Raw genomic sequence first — 19,481 nt, 5'->3', positions numbered from 1 at the left:
ATAAAGGCTTCAGAGCAGCGAGTTTTGCGGGTGGCCGTTACCGGCCGTCCGCTTGAGGAGATAGCATGATCGTTCGTCCCGTACGCAGCAGCGATTTACCCGCTCTGATCGAGCTGGCCCGCAGCACTGGCACCGGCCTGACAACCTTGCCGGCCAACGAAGAGCGCCTGTCGCACCGGGTTGGCTGGGCCGAAAAGACCTTCCGTGGCGAAGCGGGGCGCGGCGACGCCGATTACCTGTTCGTGCTCGAGGATGACGACGGCCGCGTGGTGGGGATCAGCGCGATTGCCGGCGCCGTGGGGCTGCGTGAGCCTTGGTACAACTTCCGGGTTGGCCTGACGGTCAGCGCTTCGCAAGAGCTGAACATCTACCGCGAGATCCCGACGCTGTTCCTGGCCAACGACCTGACCGGCAACTCCGAGCTGTGCTCGTTGTTCCTGCACGCCGATTACCGCACTGGCCTCAACGGCCGCATGCTGGCCAAGGCGCGGATGTTGTTCATCGCCGAGTTCCCGCAGTTGTTTGGCAACAAGATCATCGCCGAGATGCGGGGCGTCTCCGACGCGGCAGGTCGTTCGCCTTTCTGGGAAAGCCTGGGCCGGCACTTTTTCAAGATGGAGTTCAGCCAGGCCGATTACCTGACTGGCGTGGGCAACAAGGCGTTCATTGCCGAGCTGATGCCCAAGTTTCCGCTCTACACCTGCTTCCTTTCCGAAGACGCGCGCAATGTCATCGGCCAGGTTCACCCGGACACCGAGCCGGCGCTGGCGATGCTCAAGAGCGAGGGTTTCAGCTACCAGGGTTACGTCGATATTTTCGACGCCGGCCCGGCAGTGGAATGCGAAACCGGCAAGATCCGCGCGGTGCGTGACAGCCAGGCACTGGTGCTGGCCATCGGCACCCCGGGGGATGACGCCACGCCGTTCCTGATTCACAACCGCAAGCGCGAAGACTGCCGCATCACTGCCGCGCCTGCACGGTTTGCGGCCGGTACCCTGGTGGTCGATCCACTGACCGCCAAACGTCTTCAACTCAATGCCGGCGATCAAGTGCGCGCCGTGCCGTTGTCTGCTGCTCGGGAGTCGAAATAATGAATTCGCTATACATCGCAGGTGAGTGGCTGGCGGGTCAGGGCGAAGCCTTTGAATCGCTGAACCCGGTGACCCAGCACGTGCTGTGGTCGGGGCAGGGCGCCACCGCCGCTCAGGTTGAAAGCGCCGTGCAGGCCGCGCGCCAGGCGTTTCCGGCCTGGGCCCAGCGCACCCTGCAAGAGCGCATCAGCGTGCTGGAGGCCTTCGCCGCCAGCCTGAAGTCCCACGCCGACGAGCTGGCGCACTGCATTGGTGAGGAAACCGGCAAACCGCTGTGGGAAGCGGCGACTGAAGTGACCAGCATGGTCAACAAGATCGCGATCTCAGTGCAGAGCTACCGCGAACGTACCGGCGAGAAGAGCGGCCCACTGGGTGACGCCACCGCCGTGCTGCGGCACAAGCCCCATGGTGTGGTTGCGGTCTTCGGGCCTTACAACTTCCCGGGTCACCTGCCCAATGGGCACATTGTTCCTGCCCTGCTGGCCGGTAACAGCGTGCTGTTCAAGCCTAGCGAACTGACGCCGAAAGTGGCCGAACTGACGGTCCGTTGCTGGATCGAAGCCGGCTTGCCGGCGGGTGTGTTGAACCTGCTGCAAGGTGCCCGTGAAACCGGGATCGCGCTGGCCGCGAACCCTGGGATCGACGGTCTGTTCTTCACCGGTTCCAGTCGCACCGGCAACCACCTGCATGCGCAGTTCTCCGGGCGTCCGGACAAGATTCTTGCGCTGGAAATGGGCGGCAACAACCCGTTGGTGGTCGATCAGGTCGCTGACCTCGATGCGGCGGTCTACACCATTATCCAGTCGGCCTTCATTTCTGCCGGCCAGCGCTGCACCTGCGCGCGCCGCCTGCTGGTGCCACAAGGCGCCTGGGGCGACACGCTGCTGGCGCGCCTGGTGGCGGTCAGCGCAACCATCGATGTCGGCGCGTTCGATCAACAGCCGGCACCGTTCATGGGCTCGGTGGTTTCCCTGGCCGCCGCCAAGGCCTTGATGGACGCCCAGGAACACCTGCTGGCCAATGGCGCGGTGAGCTTGCTGGAAATGACCCAGCCACAAGCCAACGCCGCTTTGCTGACTCCGGGCATCCTGGATGTGAGCGCCGTGGCGGATCGTCCTGACGAAGAGCTGTTCGGGCCGCTGCTGCAAGTGATTCGCTACACCGATTTCGAGTCGGCGATCCGCGAGGCCAACAACACTCAGTACGGCCTGGCCGCCGGTCTGCTGTCGGACTCCGAAGCGCGCTACCAGCAGTTCTGGCTGCAGAGCCGGGCCGGTATCGTCAACTGGAACAAGCAACTGACAGGTGCTGCGAGCAGCGCGCCGTTCGGCGGCGTCGGCGCATCGGGCAACCACCGCGCCAGCGCTTACTACTCCGCGGATTACTGCGCGTATCCAGTGGCCTCGCTGGAAACGCCGAGCCTGATGATGCCGGCGACCCTGACGCCTGGCGTGAAGATGGCGTGATGCCTATCGCCAGCAGGCTGGCTCCCACAGTTTCGGTGGTGTTCTCACATTACGTGTACGACGCAATCGCTGTGGGAGCCAGCCTGCTGGCGATGGCCGCGCCTCGGTCTCAAATTTAGTTACTGAAGCCTATAACAACAGATTCTCGTGGAGCCTCGCTGATGAAATCCTATGAAGTCAATTTCGACGGTCTAGTGGGGCCGACCCATAACTACGGCGGTCTGTCCTTCGGCAACGTTGCGTCCCAGAGCAACAGCCAGCAGTCTTCCAACCCCAAGGAAGCGGCGCTGCAGGGCCTGGCGAAAATGAAAGCGCTGATGGACATGGGGTTTGTCCAGGGTGTGCTGGCGCCGCAGGAACGTCCGGATGTTGGCGCATTGCGCAACCTGGGCTTTAGCGGCACCGATGCCCAGGTGATCGAGCAGGCCGCCAAAGAGGCCATGCCCTTGCTGGTCGCCAGTTGCTCGGCATCGAGCATGTGGGTGGCCAACGCCGCGACTGTCAGCCCGAGCGCCGACACCGCCGACGGCCGCGTGCACTTCACCGCCGCCAACCTCAATTGCAAGTACCACCGCAGCATCGAGCACCCGACCACCAGCCGCGTGCTGGGGGCGATGTTCGCCGACCCGAAGCACTTCGCTCATCACGCGGCCTTGCCGGCCGTGGCGCAGTTCGGTGACGAAGGCGCGGCCAACCACACCCGTTTCTGCCGTGACTACGGCGAAGCCGGCGTCGAGTTCTTCGTGTTCGGTCGCAGTGCGTTCGACCCCCGTTACCCGGCGCCCCAGAAGTACCCGGCGCGCCAGACGCTGGAAGCCTCGCAAGCGGTCGCACGCTTGCACGGCCTGAGTGATGACGGTGTGGTCTATGCTCAGCAAAACCCGGCGGTGATCGATCAGGGCGTGTTCCACAACGACGTGATTGCGGTGGGTAACGGCGAGGCGCTGTTCTATCACGAGGACGCGTTTCTCGATACTGAGCAGATGCTGGCTGAACTGTCGGCCAAGCTCGCCAAGCGTGGGGGGCAGTTCAAGGCGATCTGTGTGCCGCGTGCGCAGGTTTCGGTCGAGGACGCCGTGCGTTCCTACCTGTTCAACAGCCAGCTGCTGTCGCAGGCGGACGGTTCGATGTTGCTGATCGTGCCGCAGGAGTGCCAGAACAACGAACGCGTCTGGCAGTACCTGCAGACCCTGACCAGCTCCGGTGGGCTGATCCGTGAGGTGAAAGTCTTCGACCTCAAGCAGAGCATGCAGAATGGCGGTGGCCCGGCTTGCCTGCGCTTGCGCGTGGCGTTGAATGAAACCGAGCTGGCGGCCGTCAACCCAGGGGTTATCATGACCGCGCCGTTGTATGGCACGCTGACCCAGTGGGTCGAAAAGCACTACCGTGACCGCATGACCGAAAACGATCTGGCGGACCCACAATTGTTGCTTGAGTGCCGGACGGCACTGGATGAACTGACGCAAATCCTTAAACTGGGCGCGGTTTATCCATTCCAGATCAATTGAAAGCCCGCGGCCGGCTCCTGATGAGTCGGGCGCGCTGCTTTATCTCCAGATGAGAGCGAAAAAATGAGCGATACCCTGCAGCTGATCCTTGAAGACACCGACGGCACTCAACTGGAAACCTCCTGCACCCGCGTGGCGGTGATCTGGCAGGGCAAGGAACTGTGGATCCAGCAGGACGGCCGCGGCCAACTGCTGATCGGCGTTGACGTCGAAGAAGGCGATGCGGAATACGCCAACCTGCTGCTGCGCCCATTGGCGACTAATCTGGTAAGCCTGCAACTGGAAATGGAACCGGCTGAAGTCGGCGATGAAGACCACGTGCATGGCCCGGATTGCAATCACGACCATTAAGGAAATCGCTCTATGCTCGCCCTCGGCAAACTGCTTGAACTGACCCTCGCCGGCCGTGAACCGGCGGAGAAGACTCAACTGACTGTCGAAGGCGTGCGGATGCGCTGGCTGAGTGAAGGTGCGCTGGAAGTCCGGCCACCGCAAGCTCGCGACAACGGCCTGGACTTGCTGTTGTCGGCCGGCATCCACGGCAACGAAACAGCGCCGATCGAGTTGCTCGATCGCCTGTTGCACGACATTGCTCGCGGTGAGTTGAAACCGTGCGCACGCATTCTGTTCCTGTTCGGCAACCCCGAGGCCATGCGCCGCGGCGAGCGTTTTGTCGAGCAGGACGTCAATCGGCTGTTCAACGGCCGGCATGAATTGAGCAGTGGCTCGGAGGCGCTGCGCGCCTGTGAGCTGGAGCGCCTGGCGGCGAGTTTTTTCAGCTTGCCGGACCGCGAGCGCCTGCACTACGACCTGCACACCGCCATCCGTGGCTCGAAGATCGAACAGTTTGCCCTCTACCCTTGGAAAGACGGCCGCCAGCATTCGCGTCGCGAACTGGCCCGGCTGCGGGCGGCGGGCATGGAGGCGGTGCTGCTGCAGAACAAACCGTCGATCGTGTTCAGTTCCTACACTTACGACAAGCTGGGCGCTGAAGCCTTCACCCTGGAACTGGGCAAGGCCCGGCCATTTGGGCAGAACGAGGGGGTCAATGTTTCGCGCCTGGAAACCCGCCTGAAGCAGATCATCGAAGGCAGCGAGCCGCCATTGTCAGACGCGGGCCTGGACGGCCTGCAGCTGTTCAGCGTGGCGCGGGAAATCATCAAGCACAGCGACAGCTTCACGCTGAACCTGCCGGCGGACATCGAGAACTTCTCACCGCTGGAGGTGGGTTATGTGCTGGCTGAGGACATCGCACAGACGCGCTGGATCATCGAGGAGCAGGGCGCCCGGATCATCTTTCCCAACCCCAAGGTGAAGAATGGTTTGCGGGCCGGCATTCTGGTTGTGCCAACCGCGGGTGAACACCTGGCCTGATCGAGCCTCTAGAACCTGTGGGGGCGCAGCCGCTCCCACAGGTTTCTGCCAGCCTTAAACGGCTACCGCGCGAGGTTCGTTACGACGCAGTGCGCGGATCTTGTGCAGGGTATCGGCACAGGTCTTCGCCGCTTCCTGGCCCTTGTGCACAAAGTGCTCGAAGAAGAACTTCTGGTGTTCTTCGCCGGCATGGAAGTGGTGCGGGGTCAGTACGACCGAGAATACCGGGACTTCGGTTTCCAGTTGAACCTGCATCAGGCCGCTGATGACCGACTGGGCGACGAACTCGTGCCGGTAGATGCCGCCATCGACCACCAGGCCTGCAGCAACGATGCCGGCATAACGGCCAGACTTGGCCAGCAGCTTGGCGTGCAGCGGGATTTCAAAGGCACCGCCCACTTCAAAAAAGTCGATCTCCGATTCCTGATAGCCCTGGGCAATCATCTCGCTGACGAAGCCCTTACGGCTCTGGTCAACAATATCCTTGTGCCAGCAGGCCTGGATAAATGCGACGCGCTCGCCCTGATGGTTTTTGCTTTTGCTGTCGATTGCGGTGGGTTGCATCTGTTCTGACTCCTGTTTGTGTGAAAAACAGGGCGTTATGAATCGAATGGGATTTAAGGGTGCGCAACGGTTACACGTGCAGTGACTGCACCTTTCCCGTGGACGGCCCTTTGGCGCCAATCCCGTTCTCTCTTCATCCGGACTATGACCGTCGGCCCCGGGATCACACCGGGTCTGCTGACCTTGCCATCATTCACAGCCTGCGGCTGCGGTGATACCAAGCGCTCGCGGGCTATGCGCATTGCGCGCAATTACCGCCGGTGGGGAGTTGCACCCCGCCCTGAGAACGTTTTGCCGACAGATTGTCTGGCGGCGCAGCGTTTTTAACACATATTTCCCACTCATGCATTGCTGCTATCTGATGATTGCTATCGACTTTTTACGAGGTGCCTGCTGCCTTTTCCTGGTGCAAGGGTTGATTATTGCCCGGCATGCCCGCTGTAATTCAAACCTGTAAGGGATTCCCCCTGTCTACCGAGGCCAGATTCATGAGTGTTATCGATCTTCGCAGCGACACCGTCACCCAACCGACCGCAGGGATGCTCGACGCAATGGCCAGGACGGCCACTGGTGACGATGTCTATGGCGAGGATCCTACGGTCAATCGGCTTGAGGCCGAACTGGCCGGGCGCCTGGGATTTGCCGCCGCGCTGTTCGTGCCGACGGGCACCATGAGCAACCTGCTGGGCTTGATGGCTCACTGCGAGCGCGGTGAGGAGTACATCGTCGGTCAGCAGGCGCACACTTACAAATACGAAGGTGGTGGCGCCGCGGTACTGGGCTCGATCCAGCCGCAGCCGCTGGAGGTCCAGGCCGACGGTTCGCTGGATCTGGCGCAGGTGGCGGCGGCGATCAAGCCGGACGACTTCCACTTCGCCCGCACTCGCTTGCTGGCGCTGGAAAACACCATGCAAGGCAAAGTGCTGCCGATGGAGTACCTGGCCCAGGCGCGAAGCTTTACCCGGGAGCATGGCTTGCAGTTGCACCTGGACGGCGCGCGGCTGTACAACGCGGCGGTCAAGTTGGGGGTGGATGCACGGGAGATCACCCAGCATTTCGACTCGGTGTCGGTGTGCCTGTCCAAAGGCCTGGGCGCGCCAGTGGGTTCGGTGCTTTGTGGTTCGCTGGAATTGATCGCCAGGGCGCGGCGCCTGCGCAAGATGGTCGGCGGCGGCATGCGCCAGGCCGGCTACCTGGCGGCGGCCGGTCTGTATGCGCTGGATCACCACGTGCAGCGCCTGGCCGAAGACCATGCCAATGCCGAGTACCTGGCACAGGGCCTGCGAGCGGCAGGCTTTACTGTCGAGCCGGTGCATACCAATATGGTTTACCTGCAGATCGGCGACAAAGCCGACGCAATCAAGGCTTTTGCCGCAGAGCGGGGGATCAAGCTCAGTGCGGCGGCCCGTCTGCGCATGGTCACCCACATGGATGTCAGCCGGGCCCAGATCGATCGGGTGATCGCGACATTCGTCGAGTTTTGCGCTAAATGATCTTGCAGGCCGTCCAATTGACGGTTTCTATCGTATAAACACGCTGTACCGCGCGCGCAGGGCCGATATAATGCGGCCCTTTGCCGTCGCTTCGTCCGTTGACGAATCGCACAGGCCTTTGGCCGCAGCCTCCGTGGAAGAACCTAATGAAAAGCGCAGAAATCCGTGAAGCCTTCCTTCGCTTCTTCGAAGAGCAAGGCCACACCCGTGTAGCCTCCAGCTCTTTGATTCCGGGCAACGACCCAACCCTGCTGTTCACTAACGCGGGGATGAACCAGTTCAAGGACTGCTTCCTGGGCCAGGAAAAGCGCGCGTATACCCGCGCCACCAGCAGCCAGAAGTGCGTACGCGCCGGCGGCAAGAACAGCGACCTGGAAAACGTCGGTTATACCGCCCGTCACCACACTTTCTTCGAGATGCTGGGTAACTTCAGCTTCGGCGACTATTTCAAGCACGACGCGATTACCTTCGCCTGGACCTTCCTGACCGGTGTCCTGAAGCTGCCCAAGGAAAAGCTCTGGGTCACTGTCTACGCCTCCGACGATGAAGCGTATGACATCTGGACCCAGCAGATCGGTGTGCCGGTCGAGCGCATGATCCGCATCGGCGACAACAAGGGCGCGCCTTACGCCTCCGACAACTTCTGGACCATGGGCGATACCGGCCCGTGCGGTCCGTGCACCGAGATTTTCTACGATCACGGCGACCACATCTGGGGTGGCCCACCGGGTTCGCCGGAAGAAGACGGCGACCGTTACATCGAGATCTGGAACAACGTGTTCATGCAGTTCAACCGCACCGCCGATGGCGTGTTGCATCCGTTGCCAGCGCCGTCGGTGGATACCGGCATGGGCCTGGAGCGGATCAGTGCGGTGATGCAGCACGTCAATTCCAACTATGACATTGACCTGTTCAAGAACCTGCTCAAGGCCTCGGCGCAAGCCATTGGCTGCGAAAATGGCGATCAGTCTTCGCTCAAAGTGGTTTCGGACCACATCCGTTCCTGCGGTTTCCTGATTGCCGACGGCGTGCTGCCGTCCAACGAAGGCCGTGGCTATGTACTGCGCCGGATCATCCGTCGCGCCTGCCGTCACGGTAACAAGCTGGGCGCCACCGGCAGCTTTTTCTACAAGATCGTCGCGGCCCTGGTGGCCGAGATGGGCGAAGCCTTCCCGGAGCTCAAGCAACAGCAGGCCAACATCGAGCGCGTGCTCAAGGCCGAGGAAGAGCAGTTCTCCAAGACCCTGGAGCACGGCCTGAAGATTCTCGAGCAGGACCTGGCCGAACTCAAAGGCACCGTGGTGCCGGGCGACGTGGTGTTCAAGCTGTATGACACCTACGGTTTCCCGATGGACCTGACCGCCGATATCGCCCGCGAGCGCGAGCTGACTATCGACGAAGCCGGTTTTGAGCGTGAGATGGAAGCCCAGCGTGTGCGTGCACGTTCGGCCAGTTCGTTCGGCCTGGACTACAACACCCTGGTCAAGGTCGACGTGGCCACCGAGTTCACCGGCTACTCCGATACCCGCGGTTCGGCCAAAATCGTTGCCCTGTACAAGAACGGCCAGTCGGTCGACGTATTGAGCGAAGGCGACGAGGGCGTGATCGTTCTCAACCAGACCCCGTTCTACGCCGAGTCCGGTGGCCAGGTCGGTGACTGCGGTTACCTGCAGGCCGGTACTGCACGTTTCGACGTGCGCGATACCACCAAGACCGGTGGTGCCTTCCTGCACCACGGCGTGCTGGCATCGGGTAGTCTGATCGTCGGTGCACCGGTTGAAGCCCATGTGGATGCCGAGGTGCGTCATGCCACCGCGTTGAACCACTCGGCGACTCACTTGCTGCACGCAGCCTTGCGCCAGGTGCTGGGCGAGCACGTACAGCAGAAGGGTTCGTTGGTTGACAGTCAGCGCCTGCGCTTTGACTTCAGCCACTTCGAGGCCATCAAGCCTGAGCAGATCAAGGCGCTGGAAGAAATCGTCAACGCCCAGATTCGCCAGAACTCGGCGGTAGAGACCGAAGAAACCGACATCGACACCGCCAAGCAAAAAGGCGCCATGGCGCTGTTCGGCGAGAAGTACGGCGACAGCGTGCGTGTACTGAGCATGGGCGGCGATTTCTCCGTTGAGCTGTGCGGCGGTATCCACGCCAATCGTACTGGCGACATCGGCCTGCTGAAGATCATCAGCGAAGGCGGTGTGGCTTCGGGCGTACGGCGTATCGAGGCAGTGACTGGCGCCGCTGCGCTGGCCTACCTGAACGCTGCGGAAGAGCAACTCAAGGAAGCGGCCAACCTGGTCAAGGGTAGCCGCGACAACCTGATCGACAAGCTGTCGGCTGTGCTTGAGCGCAACCGTCTGCTGGAAAAGCAACTCGAGCAGTTGCAAGCCAAGGCCGCCAGTGCGGCGGGTGACGACCTGTCGGCCCAGGCCCAGGACGTCAAGGGTGTGAAGGTGCTGGCCGTGCGTCTCGACGGTCAGGATGGCAAGGCGCTGCTGGCGCTGGTCGATCAGTTGAAGAACAAACTCGGCCGCGCAGTGATCCTGCTCGGCAGTGTCCATGAGGAAAAGGTCGTACTGGTTGCCGGTGTGACCAAAGACCTGACTGGCCAACTCAAAGCCGGTGATTTGATGAAGCAAGCCGCTGCGGCAGTGGGCGGGAAGGGTGGTGGTCGTCCGGACATGGCGCAAGGCGGTGGTACTGACGCTGACGCACTGGACGCGGCCCTGGCCCTGATCGTACCGTTTGTCGAACAGGGTATTTAAGGCTGTATGCCGGGCCTCTCGTCTAGTGGTGGGTCCGGCTGCTGTTTGAGTGACTAATGGGCGCCCTTCATGGGCAGAGGCGGCTTTGAAATGGCTTTGATCGTACAGAAATTTGGAGGCACCTCGGTCGGCACTGTCGAGAGAATCGAGCAGGTCGCCGACAAGGTTAAGAAATTCCGCGATGCTGGCGATGACCTGGTGGTTGTGCTGTCTGCAATGAGCGGCGAAACCAACCGTCTGATCGATCTGGCCAAGCAAATCAGTGGCGATGGGCAGCCGGTTCCCCGTGAGCTGGATGTGATTGTCTCCACCGGCGAGCAGGTGACGATTGCCTTGCTGGCCATGGCGCTGATCAAGCGCGGCGTGCCAGCGGTGTCGTACACCGGCAATCAGGTGCGGATCCTGACGGACAGCGCGCACAATAAAGCGCGTATCTTGCAGATCGATGACCAGAAGATTCGTGGTGACCTGAAGGCTGGCCGCGTGGTTGTGGTGGCTGGTTTCCAGGGCGTCGACGAGCACGGCAATATCACCACCCTGGGGCGTGGCGGTTCCGACACCACTGGCGTGGCGCTGGCAGCGGCCCTGAAGGCTGATGAATGCCAGATCTATACCGACGTTGATGGGGTGTACACCACCGATCCACGTGTGGTGTCCGTGGCTCAGCGCCTGGACAAGATTACCTTTGAAGAGATGCTGGAAATGGCCAGTCTCGGTTCCAAGGTGTTGCAGATCCGTGCGGTCGAGTTCGCCGGCAAGTACAACGTCCCGCTGCGCGTACTGCACAGCTTCAAGGAGGGGCCAGGCACCCTCATTACTATTGATGAAGAGGAAACCATGGAACAGCCGATCATTTCCGGCATCGCTTTCAATCGCGATGAAGCCAAGCTGACCATCCGTGGCGTGCCAGACACCCCGGGCGTGGCATTCAAGATTCTCGGCCCGATCAGTGCCGGCAACATCGAAGTCGACATGATCGTGCAGAACGTTGCGCACGATAACACCACCGACTTCACCTTCACCGTGCACCGCAACGACTACCAGGCGGCTCAGACCGTGCTGGAAAACACCGCTCGCGAGATCGGTGCCCGTGAGGTGGTGGGTGACACCAAGATCGCCAAGGTCTCGATCGTCGGCGTTGGCATGCGTTCTCACGCAGGTGTGGCCAGCCGCATGTTCGAAGCCCTGGCCAAGGAAACCATCAATATCCAGATGATCTCCACTTCGGAGATCAAGGTGTCGGTGGTGATCGAAGAGAAGTACCTGGAACTGGCTGTGCGCGCACTGCACACGGCGTTCGAACTGGACGCGCCGGCTCGTCAAGGCGAGTGAGGTGGTCCCTGGGGCGCGGTTTGACCGCGCCCTTTATTTTTTGAGTGGCGTGGGCAAGGCTGTTCTTTTGCATGCGCTGGTCAATACTTAAGCGTGTAGAGCTGCGATCGTTCCGCTTGCAGCTCGAGCGCTTTTTTTTTGCAGACTGTTGTCCCTGAACTGAAATGCGTGAGGAGAAAGGTATGCTGATTCTGACTCGTCGGTGTGCAGAAAGCCTGATTATCGGTGATGGCGAAATCACCGTGACCGTGCTCGGCGTCAAAGGAAATCAGGTGCGTATAGGCGTTAACGCACCCAAGGAGGTAGCTGTACACCGTGAGGAAATCTACCTGCGTATAAAGAAAGAGAAGGACGAAGAACCAAGCCATTAATTTTTATCGCTTTTTATGTTTGCAAACGGGGAAAAGGTTGGTTAAGATACGCCCCGTGTTGCGGAGAGCTGGCCGAGTGGCCGAAGGCGCTCCCCTGCTAAGGGAGTACACCTCAAAAGGGTGTCGGGGGTTCGAATCCCCCGTTCTCCGCCATTATTTGTGTAGAGCGTTGTAATCAGGCTTTTTCGGTAAGTTGTTGAAATTACTAGAAAAAGTGCTTGGAAAAAAGATTCGACGAACTATAATGCGCGGCAACAAATGCACTCGTAGCTCAGCTGGATAGAGTACTCGGCTACGAACCGAGCGGTCACAGGTTCGAATCCTGTCGAGTGCACCAATTAAAGGTTGTTTGAAGTCATTCAAGCAACCTTGTTTCAATCAGTTGTGATCTGGTTTAAAAGCACACATTGCACTCGTAGCTCAGCTGGATAGAGTACTCGGCTACGAACCGAGCGGTCACAGGTTCGAATCCTGTCGAGTGCACCATTTAAGGGTTGTTTGCAGTCATGCAGGTAACCTGGCTTCAACCAGTTGTGATCTGGTCTAAAAGTACAATTGCACTCGTAGCTCAGCTGGATAGAGTACTCGGCTACGAACCGAGCGGTCACAGGTTCGAATCCTGTCGAGTGCACCAAACACCAAAAAGCCTGCGTCTAACGCGGGCTTTTTGCTGTCTGGGATTTGGCTTTCTGCCGAACCCATCCTTGCTCGGCAAATCTGCTCTGTGCGCTTTGCCCATCCTTTGCCTTGTTAGCTCGGTCGGCTGCTTGCAGGTGTTCAGCCTCGGGCAGGACAGCCGTCTCGGGGTAAACCTCAGTGGTGCTGCCGGGCAGGTAGGTGCGGACCTGCTGCAGGCTCAGTCGCTCCCCCGTCTTGCAGGCCGTGCTGGTGAATGTGATGCGGCCGTCGGCGGCTTCGCAGCGCTGCACAGTCATTACTTGTGCGCTGGCCGTGGGGCAGAGCAGGGCTATCAGTGACAAACAGCGTATCCACGATGGCATTCAACGCCCTCCCTGGCGATCCATTTCAAGGTTAGCCGGACATTTTGCGATGACCCTGTGTTTTCTTTTCGGGATAAGTCGTCGCACTCTCATGGATCAGGACAGTGCTCAGGTTTGTTGTGCAAGCGCTTGTTTCAGCCACGATTTTTTAACGTTTAAAACCGTCAGGCGGTGTATCATTGCGCCCGTCAGCCCCGCCGGGGCTTGTGGAATACCTCCATGGACTTACCCAGTAGTTATTCAGTACCCCATTTTTCCAATCATGAATTGACTGATTGATCCTTCCGGCGTGCCCCGCTGCTGGGAGTGGAGTTCGCCTATGACTGAAGTAGAAGTAAAAAAGACTCAAGAAAGCTTGCAGGACCGCCTTGCTCAAGTCGTTGAGCTGCTGCAGCGCCAGCGGGTGGTCGAAGACCTGACTCACCGTCAGGAAGGTCCTCATCACGACCGGGTCGAGAATCTGGTCCACCGGCAGAACCTCGTCGAATTGCAACGCAAGCTCGATGACCTGCACTCCGCCGACGTTGCCTATATCCTTGAAGCCTTGCCACTGGACGATCGCCTGACGGTCTGGCAACTGGTCAAGGCCGAGCGTGACGGCGATATCCTCCTTGAAGTGTCTGACTCTGTCCGCGAAACCCTGATCGCCGACATGGATGATCACGAGCTCCTGGCAGCCGCCAAGGAGATGGACGCCGATGAACTTGCTGACCTGGCCCCGGAGCTGCCGCGAGACGTCGTCCATGAGCTGATGGAGACCCTCGATGGCCAGCAGCGTGAGCGTGTGCGCTCTGCGTTGTCCTATGACGAGGAGCAGGTCGGTGCGTTGATGGACTTCGAGATGGTGACGATCCGTGAGGATGTCAGTCTTGAGGTGGTTCTGCGCTACCTGCGTCGTCTCAAGGAGTTGCCAGGCCATACCGACAAATTGTTCGTGGTCGACTACGACGGTGTGCTCAAGGGCGTCCTGCCGATCAAGCGTCTGTTGGTCAACGATCCGGACAAGCAGGTCTCGGAAGTCATGGCCAGTGACCCGGTGAGCTTTCACCCGGACGAGGATGCTTATGACGCGGCCCAGGCGTTCGAACGTTATGACTTGATCTCGGCCCCGGTGGTCGACAAGAACGACAAGCTCATTGGCCGCCTGACCATCGACGAGATGGTCGACCTGATTCGTGAAGAGAGTGAAAACGAAGTCCTCAACATGGCGGGTCTGCGTGAAGAGGAAGATATTTTCGCTTCGGTGTGGAAGTCCCTGCGTAACCGTTGGGCGTGGCTGGCGATCAACCTGATTACCGCCTTCGTTGCCTCGCGGGTGATCGGCCTGTTCGAGGGCTCTATCGAGAAGCTGGTGGCCCTGGCCGCGCTGATGCCGATTGTTGCCGGCATTGGTGGCAACTCCGGCAACCAGACCATCACCATGATCGTGCGCGCCATGGCGCTGGACCAGGTCAGTACTGGCAATACCTCGCGCCTGATGCGCAAGGAGTTGGCGGTGGGCCTGATCAATGGCCTGGTCTGGGGTGGGGTGATTGGCGTAGTCGCCTTCCTGTTGTATGGCAGTTGGTCGCTTGGTGTGGTGATGACGGCCGCCATGACTCTGAACCTGCTGCTGGCGGCGCTGATGGGGGTGTTGATCCCAATGACCCTGGCGCGCGTCGGGCGTGATCCGGCGATGGGCGCGAGCGTGATGATCACGGCCGTGACCGATAGTGGCGGTTTCTTCATCTTCCTCGGCCTTGCCACGATCTTCCTGCTCTAGGTCTTTACTGCGCGACCTGGCCCAATGGCCGCGTCGCGCACCCCGGAATAATCAAACTTTCTGAAGTCGATGATCTGCGTGCTAATCATCTCGATGCTGCCTGGGCGGATTTGTTTAGGGCAAAAAAAAGCCAGCGCGAGGCTGGCTTGAGCTTTCGGGATGTAATCAGGACGGGTTTGCGGCCATCTCTGCATCATGGGCAATCAACGACACCAGTGCATTTTGCTGGCGGTGGGAGAACTGGCGGAAGCGTTGCAGCAGTTCACGTTCGTGCAGCGACAGTTCGGGGCTGTCCAGGCGCATGTTCAGGTCTTCGCCCAGTGCGCCTTCCTGAATAAGACTCTGCTCCAGGCGCGCGATGATTTCGGAGTTCATGCTGCGGTGATGGTTGCGTGCCACCTCGGCAATGCGTTCACGCATTCCGTCTGGCAGGCGTACGACGAACTTGTCAGCCGTACGGCTGGAATAAATTGCCTGTTTCAATGGGCGCATATATTTAACCGGTTAGTTCAGGGGAGCGGTTCTCGGAATTGGCCGCAGGATGTCTGTAGGACAAGCAAGGCAGCCAAATGTTCAACCTGAATTGATAAGAGGCCCGCATCATGCCTCAAAAATGCCAGATCCTTGGCGCCAATTCTGTGACAAATATTGAGCCTGAGGCAGGCGTTATGCCAGCACCAATTATCAGAAATGCGGACTGGTTTGAAAACTTAAATCCGCTCCGGATGCCTGGCCTTGCCCTTTTACCCGACGGACAGGGGGCTGCGCGTCCTTGTGTGCAAGCCGTGTACGCTCGTACGCCACTCCTCTACTTATACAGAGTAGTGGCAAATGGCCGATTTACTAGGGGGATTAGATCGTGAGGGGATATTGCGGGTGAGTGGCAGACTGGTTTATCTCATGGGGCCGTCCGGCTCTGGCAAGGACAGCCTGATCGATGCGGCCCGCGATGCTCTGGCGCAACTTGACTGCGTGGTGGCGCGTCGGGTGATTACCCGCTCGGCGGAATCTGTGGGGGAGGCTGCCCAGGGACTTACACCCCTGGCCTTTGCCGAACTGGCGCGTGAGGGCGGTTTTGCCCTGAGTTGGCGCGCCAACGGGCTGGATTACGGAATCCCGGTGCAGATCGATCAGTGGCTGGCGCAAGGGCTGCATGTGCTGGTCAACGGTTCCAGAGCTCATTTGTCTCTAGCGAAAGAGCGCTATCCGCAGTTGCTGCCCATTCTGTTGTCGGTGGATCCCGATGTCCTGCGTGAGCGCCTTCATCGCAGGGGTCGCGAAAGTCGCGAGGAGATCGAGGCCAGGCTGGCGCGTAATACCTTGTTTGCTGGCGGTGCGGTGGAGGACGAATCTGGCGGTATTTTCCTGCTGGATAATTCCGCCGAGCTGTCGACTACCCTGGCTCGCTTGCTGGCGTTGCTTGGTAATGAAGGGATCGTGGAAAAACCCCGTTCGGCGTGAGCGGGTCGTTGCCTACACTTAATAAGCCATACAGACGACATGACAAACGCTGGGCTGCCCGTTAACATGCTCGCCGTCCATCGCGCCGCAGTTCCTTGCGGGCGTCTGTGTCTCAGTAGCTCAATTGGATAGAGCATCCCCCTCCTAAGGGGAAGGTTGGCAGTTCGAACCTGCCCTGGGACACCACTCACATTGAATATCCTCAGCTGATATCGCTTGCGCGATCATTCCTTGTCCATGGGGCAAGGCAATCATGCTGCTGATGCTGAAAAGCCCTGCTCAGGCCATGCCTGGTGGGGCTTTTTTCGTTTCAGATGGAGTGCAGGTGGCTGATGATTTGGCATACGGCGTCGTCCGGTGAGAGCTGTGCCGTATCTATATAGAAGGGCGGTGTGTTCCACGTTTCATAGTCATGTGCCAGTACTGACGCCCAGGTCGGGGGTGTCAGGCCGGGGATGTCGGACGTGCGCGTTTCGATGCGTCGACGATGTTCTTCAGTGTCGGAGCAGATCACTTCTATATCCAGCAGCGCTGCGCCGGCGCTGGTTGCGGTGTCGCGCCAGGCGTTACGGCTTGCTGATACCGGATTGACACAGTCGACGATGACGGTGTGGCCAAGACGCAGATTGCTCAGGGCAAGCTCGTTGGCTACCCGGTAGCCGCTAGTGCCTACGTCCTGTGCGAGGACTGCGGCGTTGCGGATGGCTTGTTCGATGGTGTCGATCCGCAAGTAGACCGCTTGCAGTCGGCTAGCCAGGGACTTGGCGATCGTGGTTTTTCCTGTGCCGGGTAGGCCGCTGAATACAATAAGCATGAACTGTCCTGCGGGAGGAGATGCCGCATCTTCTCTATATAGAGGAGGTTTTGAAAGCAAAGCGCGGCTAGGTCCCCGATTTCAGGGGTTATCCAGACTGTTTTCGGCGTTTTGATAGAAAAACCAAATTAGCAGTTGACGGCAGATTCTATATGTCTATAATTCGCCCCACTTCCGGCGCAGTCGAAACTGAAAACTCCTTGGTAAACAACGAGTTACGCAGTTTTCGGCAGCAGGTTGCTTCAGTTCATCGAAGCGCGAAAGGAGTTGAAAAAGAGGTGTTGACAGCAGCGTGTAACGCTGTAGAATTCGCCTCCCGCTACCGAGTGATCGGAAGCGCAAGTGGTTGAAGTTGTTGAAGAAATCTTCAAAAGCTTCTGAAAAATACCACTTGACAGCAAATGAGGCTGCTGTAGAATTCGCGCCTCGGTTGAGACGAAAGATCTTAACCAACCGCTCTTTAACAACTGAATCAAGCAATTCGTGTGGGTGCTTGTGCTGTCAGACTGATAGTCAAAAAGATTATCAGCATCACAAGTTACTCCGCGAGAAATCAAAGATGTAACCAACGATTGCTGAGCCAAGTTTAGGGTTTCTTAAAAACCCAAAGATGTTTGAACTGAAGAGTTTGATCATGGCTCAGATTGAACGCTGGCGGCAGGCCTAACACATGCAAGTCGAGCGGTAGAGAGAAGCTTGCTTCTCTTGAGAGCGGCGGACGGGTGAGTAATGCCTAGGAATCTGCCTGGTAGTGGGGGATAACGCTCGGAAACGGACGCTAATACCGCATACGTCCTACGGGAGAAAGCAGGGGACCTTCGGGCCTTGCGCTATCAGATGAGCCTAGGTCGGATTAGCTAGTTGGTGGGGTAATGGCTCACCAAGGCGACGATCCGTAACTGGTCTGAGAGGATGATCAGTCACACTGGAACTGAGACACGGTCCAGACTCCTACGGGAGGCAGCAGTGGGGAATATTGGACAATGGGCGAAAGCCTGATCCAGCCATGCCGCGTGTGTGAAGAAGGTCTTCGGATTGTAAAGCACTTTAAGTTGGGAGGAAGGGCAGTAACCTAATACGTTGCTGTCTTGACGTTACCGACAGAATAAGCACCGGCTAACTCTGTGCCAGCAGCCGCGGTAATACAGAGGGTGCAAGCGTTAATCGGAATTACTGGGCGTAAAGCGCGCGTAGGTGGTTTGTTAAGTTGGATGTGAAATCCCCGGGCTCAACCTGGGAACTGCATTCAAAACTGACAAGCTAGAGTATGGTAGAGGGTGGTGGAATTTCCTGTGTAGCGGTGAAATGCGTAGATATAGGAAGGAACACCAGTGGCGAAGGCGACCACCTGGACTGATACTGACACTGAGGTGCGAAAGCGTGGGGAGCAAACAGGATTAGATACCCTGGTAGTCCACGCCGTAAACGATGTCAACTAGCCGTTGGGAGCCTTGAGCTCTTAGTGGCGCAGCTAACGCATTAAGTTGACCGCCTGGGGAGTACGGCCGCAAGGTTAAAACTCAAATGAATTGACGGGGGCCCGCACAAGCGGTGGAGCATGTGGTTTAATTCGAAGCAACGCGAAGAACCTTACCAGGCCTTGACATCCAATGAACTTTCCAGAGATGGATTGGTGCCTTCGGGAACATTGAGACAGGTGCTGCATGGCTGTCGTCAGCTCGTGTCGTGAGATGTTGGGTTAAGTCCCGTAACGAGCGCAACCCTTGTCCTTAGTTACCAGCACGTAATGGTGGGCACTCTAAGGAGACTGCCGGTGACAAACCGGAGGAAGGTGGGGATGACGTCAAGTCATCATGGCCCTTACGGCCTGGGCTACACACGTGCTACAATGGTCGGTACAGAGGGTTGCCAAGCCGCGAGGTGGAGCTAATCCCACAAAACCGATCGTAGTCCGGATCGCAGTCTGCAACTCGACTGCGTGAAGTCGGAATCGCTAGTAATCGCGAATCAGAATGTCGCGGTGAATACGTTCCCGGGCCTTGTACACACCGCCCGTCACACCATGGGAGTGGGTTGCACCAGAAGTAGCTAGTCTAACCTTCGGGAGGACGGTTACCACGGTGTGATTCATGACTGGGGTGAAGTCGTAACAAGGTAGCCGTAGGGGAACCTGCGGCTGGATCACCTCCTTAATCGACGACATCAGGCTGCTGCATAAGCTCCCACACGAATTGCTTGATTCATTGAAGAAGACGATAAGAAGCAGCCCGAAATTGGGTCTGTAGCTCAGTTGGTTAGAGCGCACCCCTGATAAGGGTGAGGTCGGCAGTTCGAATCTGCCCAGACCCACCAATTTTGTGTGGGAAGAACCTGTAGAAATACGGGGCCATAGCTCAGCTGGGAGAGCGCCTGCCTTGCACGCAGGAGGTCAACGGTTCGATCCCGTTTGGCTCCACCACTACTGCTTCTGTTTGTTGAAAGCTTAGAAATGAGCATTCCATCACTGCGATGGTGAATG

Annotated in this window: 15 protein-coding genes, 7 tRNA genes, 1 rRNA gene and 1 riboswitch; of the genes, 19 read left to right on the top strand and 4 right to left on the bottom strand. The window is 58.8% G+C overall.

All coding sequences use genetic code 11. From position 1 onward, the window contains the following. Nucleotides 1-65: 65 nt before the first annotated feature. The 5 genes from astA to astE all read left to right on the top strand — a co-directional run bounded on the left by astA (nt 66) and on the right by astE (nt 5,439). Nucleotides 66-1,091, top strand: coding sequence for an arginine N-succinyltransferase (astA, locus tag Q1W70_RS03860; protein ID WP_166592469.1), 1,026 nt, complete (start codon nt 66-68; stop codon nt 1,089-1,091). After that, entirely contained in the window at nt 1,088-2,557 is a 1,470-nt protein-coding gene (gene astD, locus Q1W70_RS03855) for a succinylglutamate-semialdehyde dehydrogenase (RefSeq protein WP_302098879.1), read from the top strand. The genes astA and astD overlap by 4 nt, the downstream gene beginning before the upstream one ends. 161 nt (nt 2,558-2,718) lie before the next feature. Further along, the gene (gene astB, locus Q1W70_RS03850; RefSeq protein ID WP_166592468.1) at nt 2,719-4,065 is read left to right on the top strand and encodes an N-succinylarginine dihydrolase; all 1,347 of its coding nucleotides are present in this window, start codon (nt 2,719-2,721) and stop codon (nt 4,063-4,065) included. A gap of 63 nt (nt 4,066-4,128) precedes the next feature. Next, entirely contained in the window at nt 4,129-4,416 is a 288-nt protein-coding gene (locus tag Q1W70_RS03845; RefSeq protein ID WP_182343785.1) for a topoisomerase II, read from the top strand. A gap of 12 nt (nt 4,417-4,428) precedes the next feature. Beyond that, nucleotides 4,429-5,439 (top strand): succinylglutamate desuccinylase, encoded by a 1,011-nt coding sequence (astE, locus tag Q1W70_RS03840; RefSeq protein WP_166592467.1) that lies wholly within the window; start codon nt 4,429-4,431, stop codon nt 5,437-5,439. A 54-nt stretch (nt 5,440-5,493) separates the two neighbouring features. Here the strand turns inward: astE and Q1W70_RS03835 are convergent, their stop codons facing one another. Next, nucleotides 5,494-6,003 (bottom strand): 6,7-dimethyl-8-ribityllumazine synthase, encoded by a 510-nt coding sequence (locus tag Q1W70_RS03835; RefSeq protein WP_166592466.1) that lies wholly within the window; start codon nt 6,001-6,003, stop codon nt 5,494-5,496. A gap of 120 nt (nt 6,004-6,123) precedes the next feature. After that, nucleotides 6,124-6,295, bottom strand: a riboswitch (FMN riboswitch). Between the two features lie 196 nt (nt 6,296-6,491). Between Q1W70_RS03835 and ltaE the strand changes: the two genes are divergently transcribed. The 8 genes from ltaE to Q1W70_RS03795 all read left to right on the top strand — a co-directional run bounded on the left by ltaE (nt 6,492) and on the right by Q1W70_RS03795 (nt 12,598). Beyond that, a complete protein-coding gene (gene ltaE, locus Q1W70_RS03830) occupies nt 6,492-7,496 on the top strand; it encodes a low-specificity L-threonine aldolase (RefSeq protein ID WP_185819206.1) in 1,005 nt (334 codons plus the stop codon). Between the two features lie 146 nt (nt 7,497-7,642). Continuing rightward, entirely contained in the window at nt 7,643-10,261 is a 2,619-nt protein-coding gene (gene alaS, locus Q1W70_RS03825; RefSeq protein ID WP_302098640.1) for an alanine--tRNA ligase, read from the top strand. A gap of 90 nt (nt 10,262-10,351) precedes the next feature. Further along, nucleotides 10,352-11,593 carry an aspartate kinase gene (locus tag Q1W70_RS03820; RefSeq protein WP_166592463.1) on the top strand — a complete coding sequence of 414 codons (1,242 nt, stop codon included), beginning with the start codon at nt 10,352-10,354 and terminating at the stop codon, nt 11,591-11,593. Between the two features lie 182 nt (nt 11,594-11,775). After that, entirely contained in the window at nt 11,776-11,964 is a 189-nt protein-coding gene (csrA, locus tag Q1W70_RS03815; protein WP_002554426.1) for a carbon storage regulator CsrA, read from the top strand. Between the two features lie 62 nt (nt 11,965-12,026). Then, nucleotides 12,027-12,117, top strand: a tRNA-Ser gene (locus Q1W70_RS03810). 107 nt (nt 12,118-12,224) lie between these two features. After that, nucleotides 12,225-12,301, top strand: a tRNA-Arg gene (locus Q1W70_RS03805). A gap of 72 nt (nt 12,302-12,373) precedes the next feature. Continuing rightward, a tRNA-Arg gene (locus Q1W70_RS03800) sits at nt 12,374-12,450 on the top strand. A 71-nt stretch (nt 12,451-12,521) separates the two neighbouring features. Then, a tRNA-Arg gene (locus tag Q1W70_RS03795) sits at nt 12,522-12,598 on the top strand. Nucleotides 12,599-12,617: 19 nt separating this feature from the next. Here the strand turns inward: Q1W70_RS03795 and Q1W70_RS27225 are convergent. Continuing rightward, nucleotides 12,618-12,944, bottom strand: a complete 327-nt coding sequence (locus Q1W70_RS27225) for a hypothetical protein (RefSeq protein ID WP_232534585.1) — start codon at nt 12,942-12,944, stop codon at nt 12,618-12,620. A 340-nt stretch (nt 12,945-13,284) separates the two neighbouring features. On the opposite strand from Q1W70_RS27225, the gene mgtE reads away from it, so the two are divergent. Beyond that, a complete protein-coding gene (gene mgtE / locus Q1W70_RS03785; protein ID WP_166592461.1) occupies nt 13,285-14,727 on the top strand; it encodes a magnesium transporter in 1,443 nt (480 codons plus the stop codon). A gap of 165 nt (nt 14,728-14,892) precedes the next feature. Here the strand turns inward: mgtE and Q1W70_RS03780 are convergent, their stop codons facing one another. Continuing rightward, a complete protein-coding gene (locus Q1W70_RS03780; protein ID WP_302098639.1) occupies nt 14,893-15,219 on the bottom strand; it encodes an Arc family DNA-binding protein in 327 nt (108 codons plus the stop codon). A 384-nt stretch (nt 15,220-15,603) separates the two neighbouring features. Between Q1W70_RS03780 and phnN the strand changes: the two genes are divergently transcribed. Both phnN and Q1W70_RS03770 read left to right on the top strand, forming a co-directional pair. Next, nucleotides 15,604-16,188: a phosphonate metabolism protein/1,5-bisphosphokinase (PRPP-forming) PhnN gene (phnN, locus tag Q1W70_RS03775; protein WP_166592486.1), complete on the top strand. Its 585-nt coding sequence runs from the start codon at nt 15,604-15,606 to the stop codon at nt 16,186-16,188. 109 nt (nt 16,189-16,297) lie between these two features. Then, nucleotides 16,298-16,374 (top strand) — tRNA-Arg (locus Q1W70_RS03770). 124 nt (nt 16,375-16,498) lie between these two features. On the opposite strand, the gene Q1W70_RS03765 is transcribed toward Q1W70_RS03770, so the two are convergent. After that, entirely contained in the window at nt 16,499-17,002 is a 504-nt protein-coding gene (locus Q1W70_RS03765; RefSeq protein ID WP_166592459.1) for a P-loop nucleotide/nucleoside kinase family protein, read from the bottom strand. 616 nt (nt 17,003-17,618) lie between these two features. Between Q1W70_RS03765 and Q1W70_RS03760 the strand changes: the two genes are divergently transcribed. The 3 genes from Q1W70_RS03760 to Q1W70_RS03750 all read left to right on the top strand — a co-directional run bounded on the left by Q1W70_RS03760 (nt 17,619) and on the right by Q1W70_RS03750 (nt 19,421). Then, a 16S ribosomal RNA gene (locus Q1W70_RS03760) occupies nt 17,619-19,155 on the top strand. Between the two features lie 83 nt (nt 19,156-19,238). Beyond that, nucleotides 19,239-19,315, top strand: a tRNA-Ile gene (locus Q1W70_RS03755). Nucleotides 19,316-19,345: 30 nt separating this feature from the next. Beyond that, a tRNA-Ala gene (locus Q1W70_RS03750) sits at nt 19,346-19,421 on the top strand. The last annotated feature ends 60 nt before the right edge of the window (nt 19,422-19,481 follow it).

The sequence above is a fragment of the Pseudomonas kielensis genome (assembly GCF_030505375.1).
Taxonomy (GTDB): domain Bacteria; phylum Pseudomonadota; class Gammaproteobacteria; order Pseudomonadales; family Pseudomonadaceae; genus Aquipseudomonas; species Aquipseudomonas kielensis.
This window is presented reverse-complemented; position numbering and strand designations above follow the sequence as displayed.

Coding starts and splice junctions, on each gene's coding strand:
- astB (WP_166592468.1), top strand. CDS start 2,719: ATGAAATCCTATGAAGTCAATTTCGACGGTCTAGTGGGGCCGACCCAT.
- mgtE (WP_166592461.1), top strand. CDS start 13,285: ATGACTGAAGTAGAAGTAAAAAAGACTCAAGAAAGCTTGCAGGACCGC.
- Q1W70_RS03845 (WP_182343785.1), top strand. CDS start 4,129: ATGAGCGATACCCTGCAGCTGATCCTTGAAGACACCGACGGCACTCAA.
- Q1W70_RS03780 (WP_302098639.1), bottom strand. CDS start 15,219: ATGCGCCCATTGAAACAGGCAATTTATTCCAGCCGTACGGCTGACAAG.
- Q1W70_RS03835 (WP_166592466.1), bottom strand. CDS start 6,003: ATGCAACCCACCGCAATCGACAGCAAAAGCAAAAACCATCAGGGCGAG.
- ltaE (WP_185819206.1), top strand. CDS start 6,492: ATGAGTGTTATCGATCTTCGCAGCGACACCGTCACCCAACCGACCGCA.
- Q1W70_RS03820 (WP_166592463.1), top strand. CDS start 10,352: ATGGCTTTGATCGTACAGAAATTTGGAGGCACCTCGGTCGGCACTGTC.
- astA (WP_166592469.1), top strand. CDS start 66: ATGATCGTTCGTCCCGTACGCAGCAGCGATTTACCCGCTCTGATCGAG.
- astE (WP_166592467.1), top strand. CDS start 4,429: ATGCTCGCCCTCGGCAAACTGCTTGAACTGACCCTCGCCGGCCGTGAA.
- Q1W70_RS03765 (WP_166592459.1), bottom strand. CDS start 17,002: ATGCTTATTGTATTCAGCGGCCTACCCGGCACAGGAAAAACCACGATC.
- csrA (WP_002554426.1), top strand. CDS start 11,776: ATGCTGATTCTGACTCGTCGGTGTGCAGAAAGCCTGATTATCGGTGAT.
- alaS (WP_302098640.1), top strand. CDS start 7,643: ATGAAAAGCGCAGAAATCCGTGAAGCCTTCCTTCGCTTCTTCGAAGAG.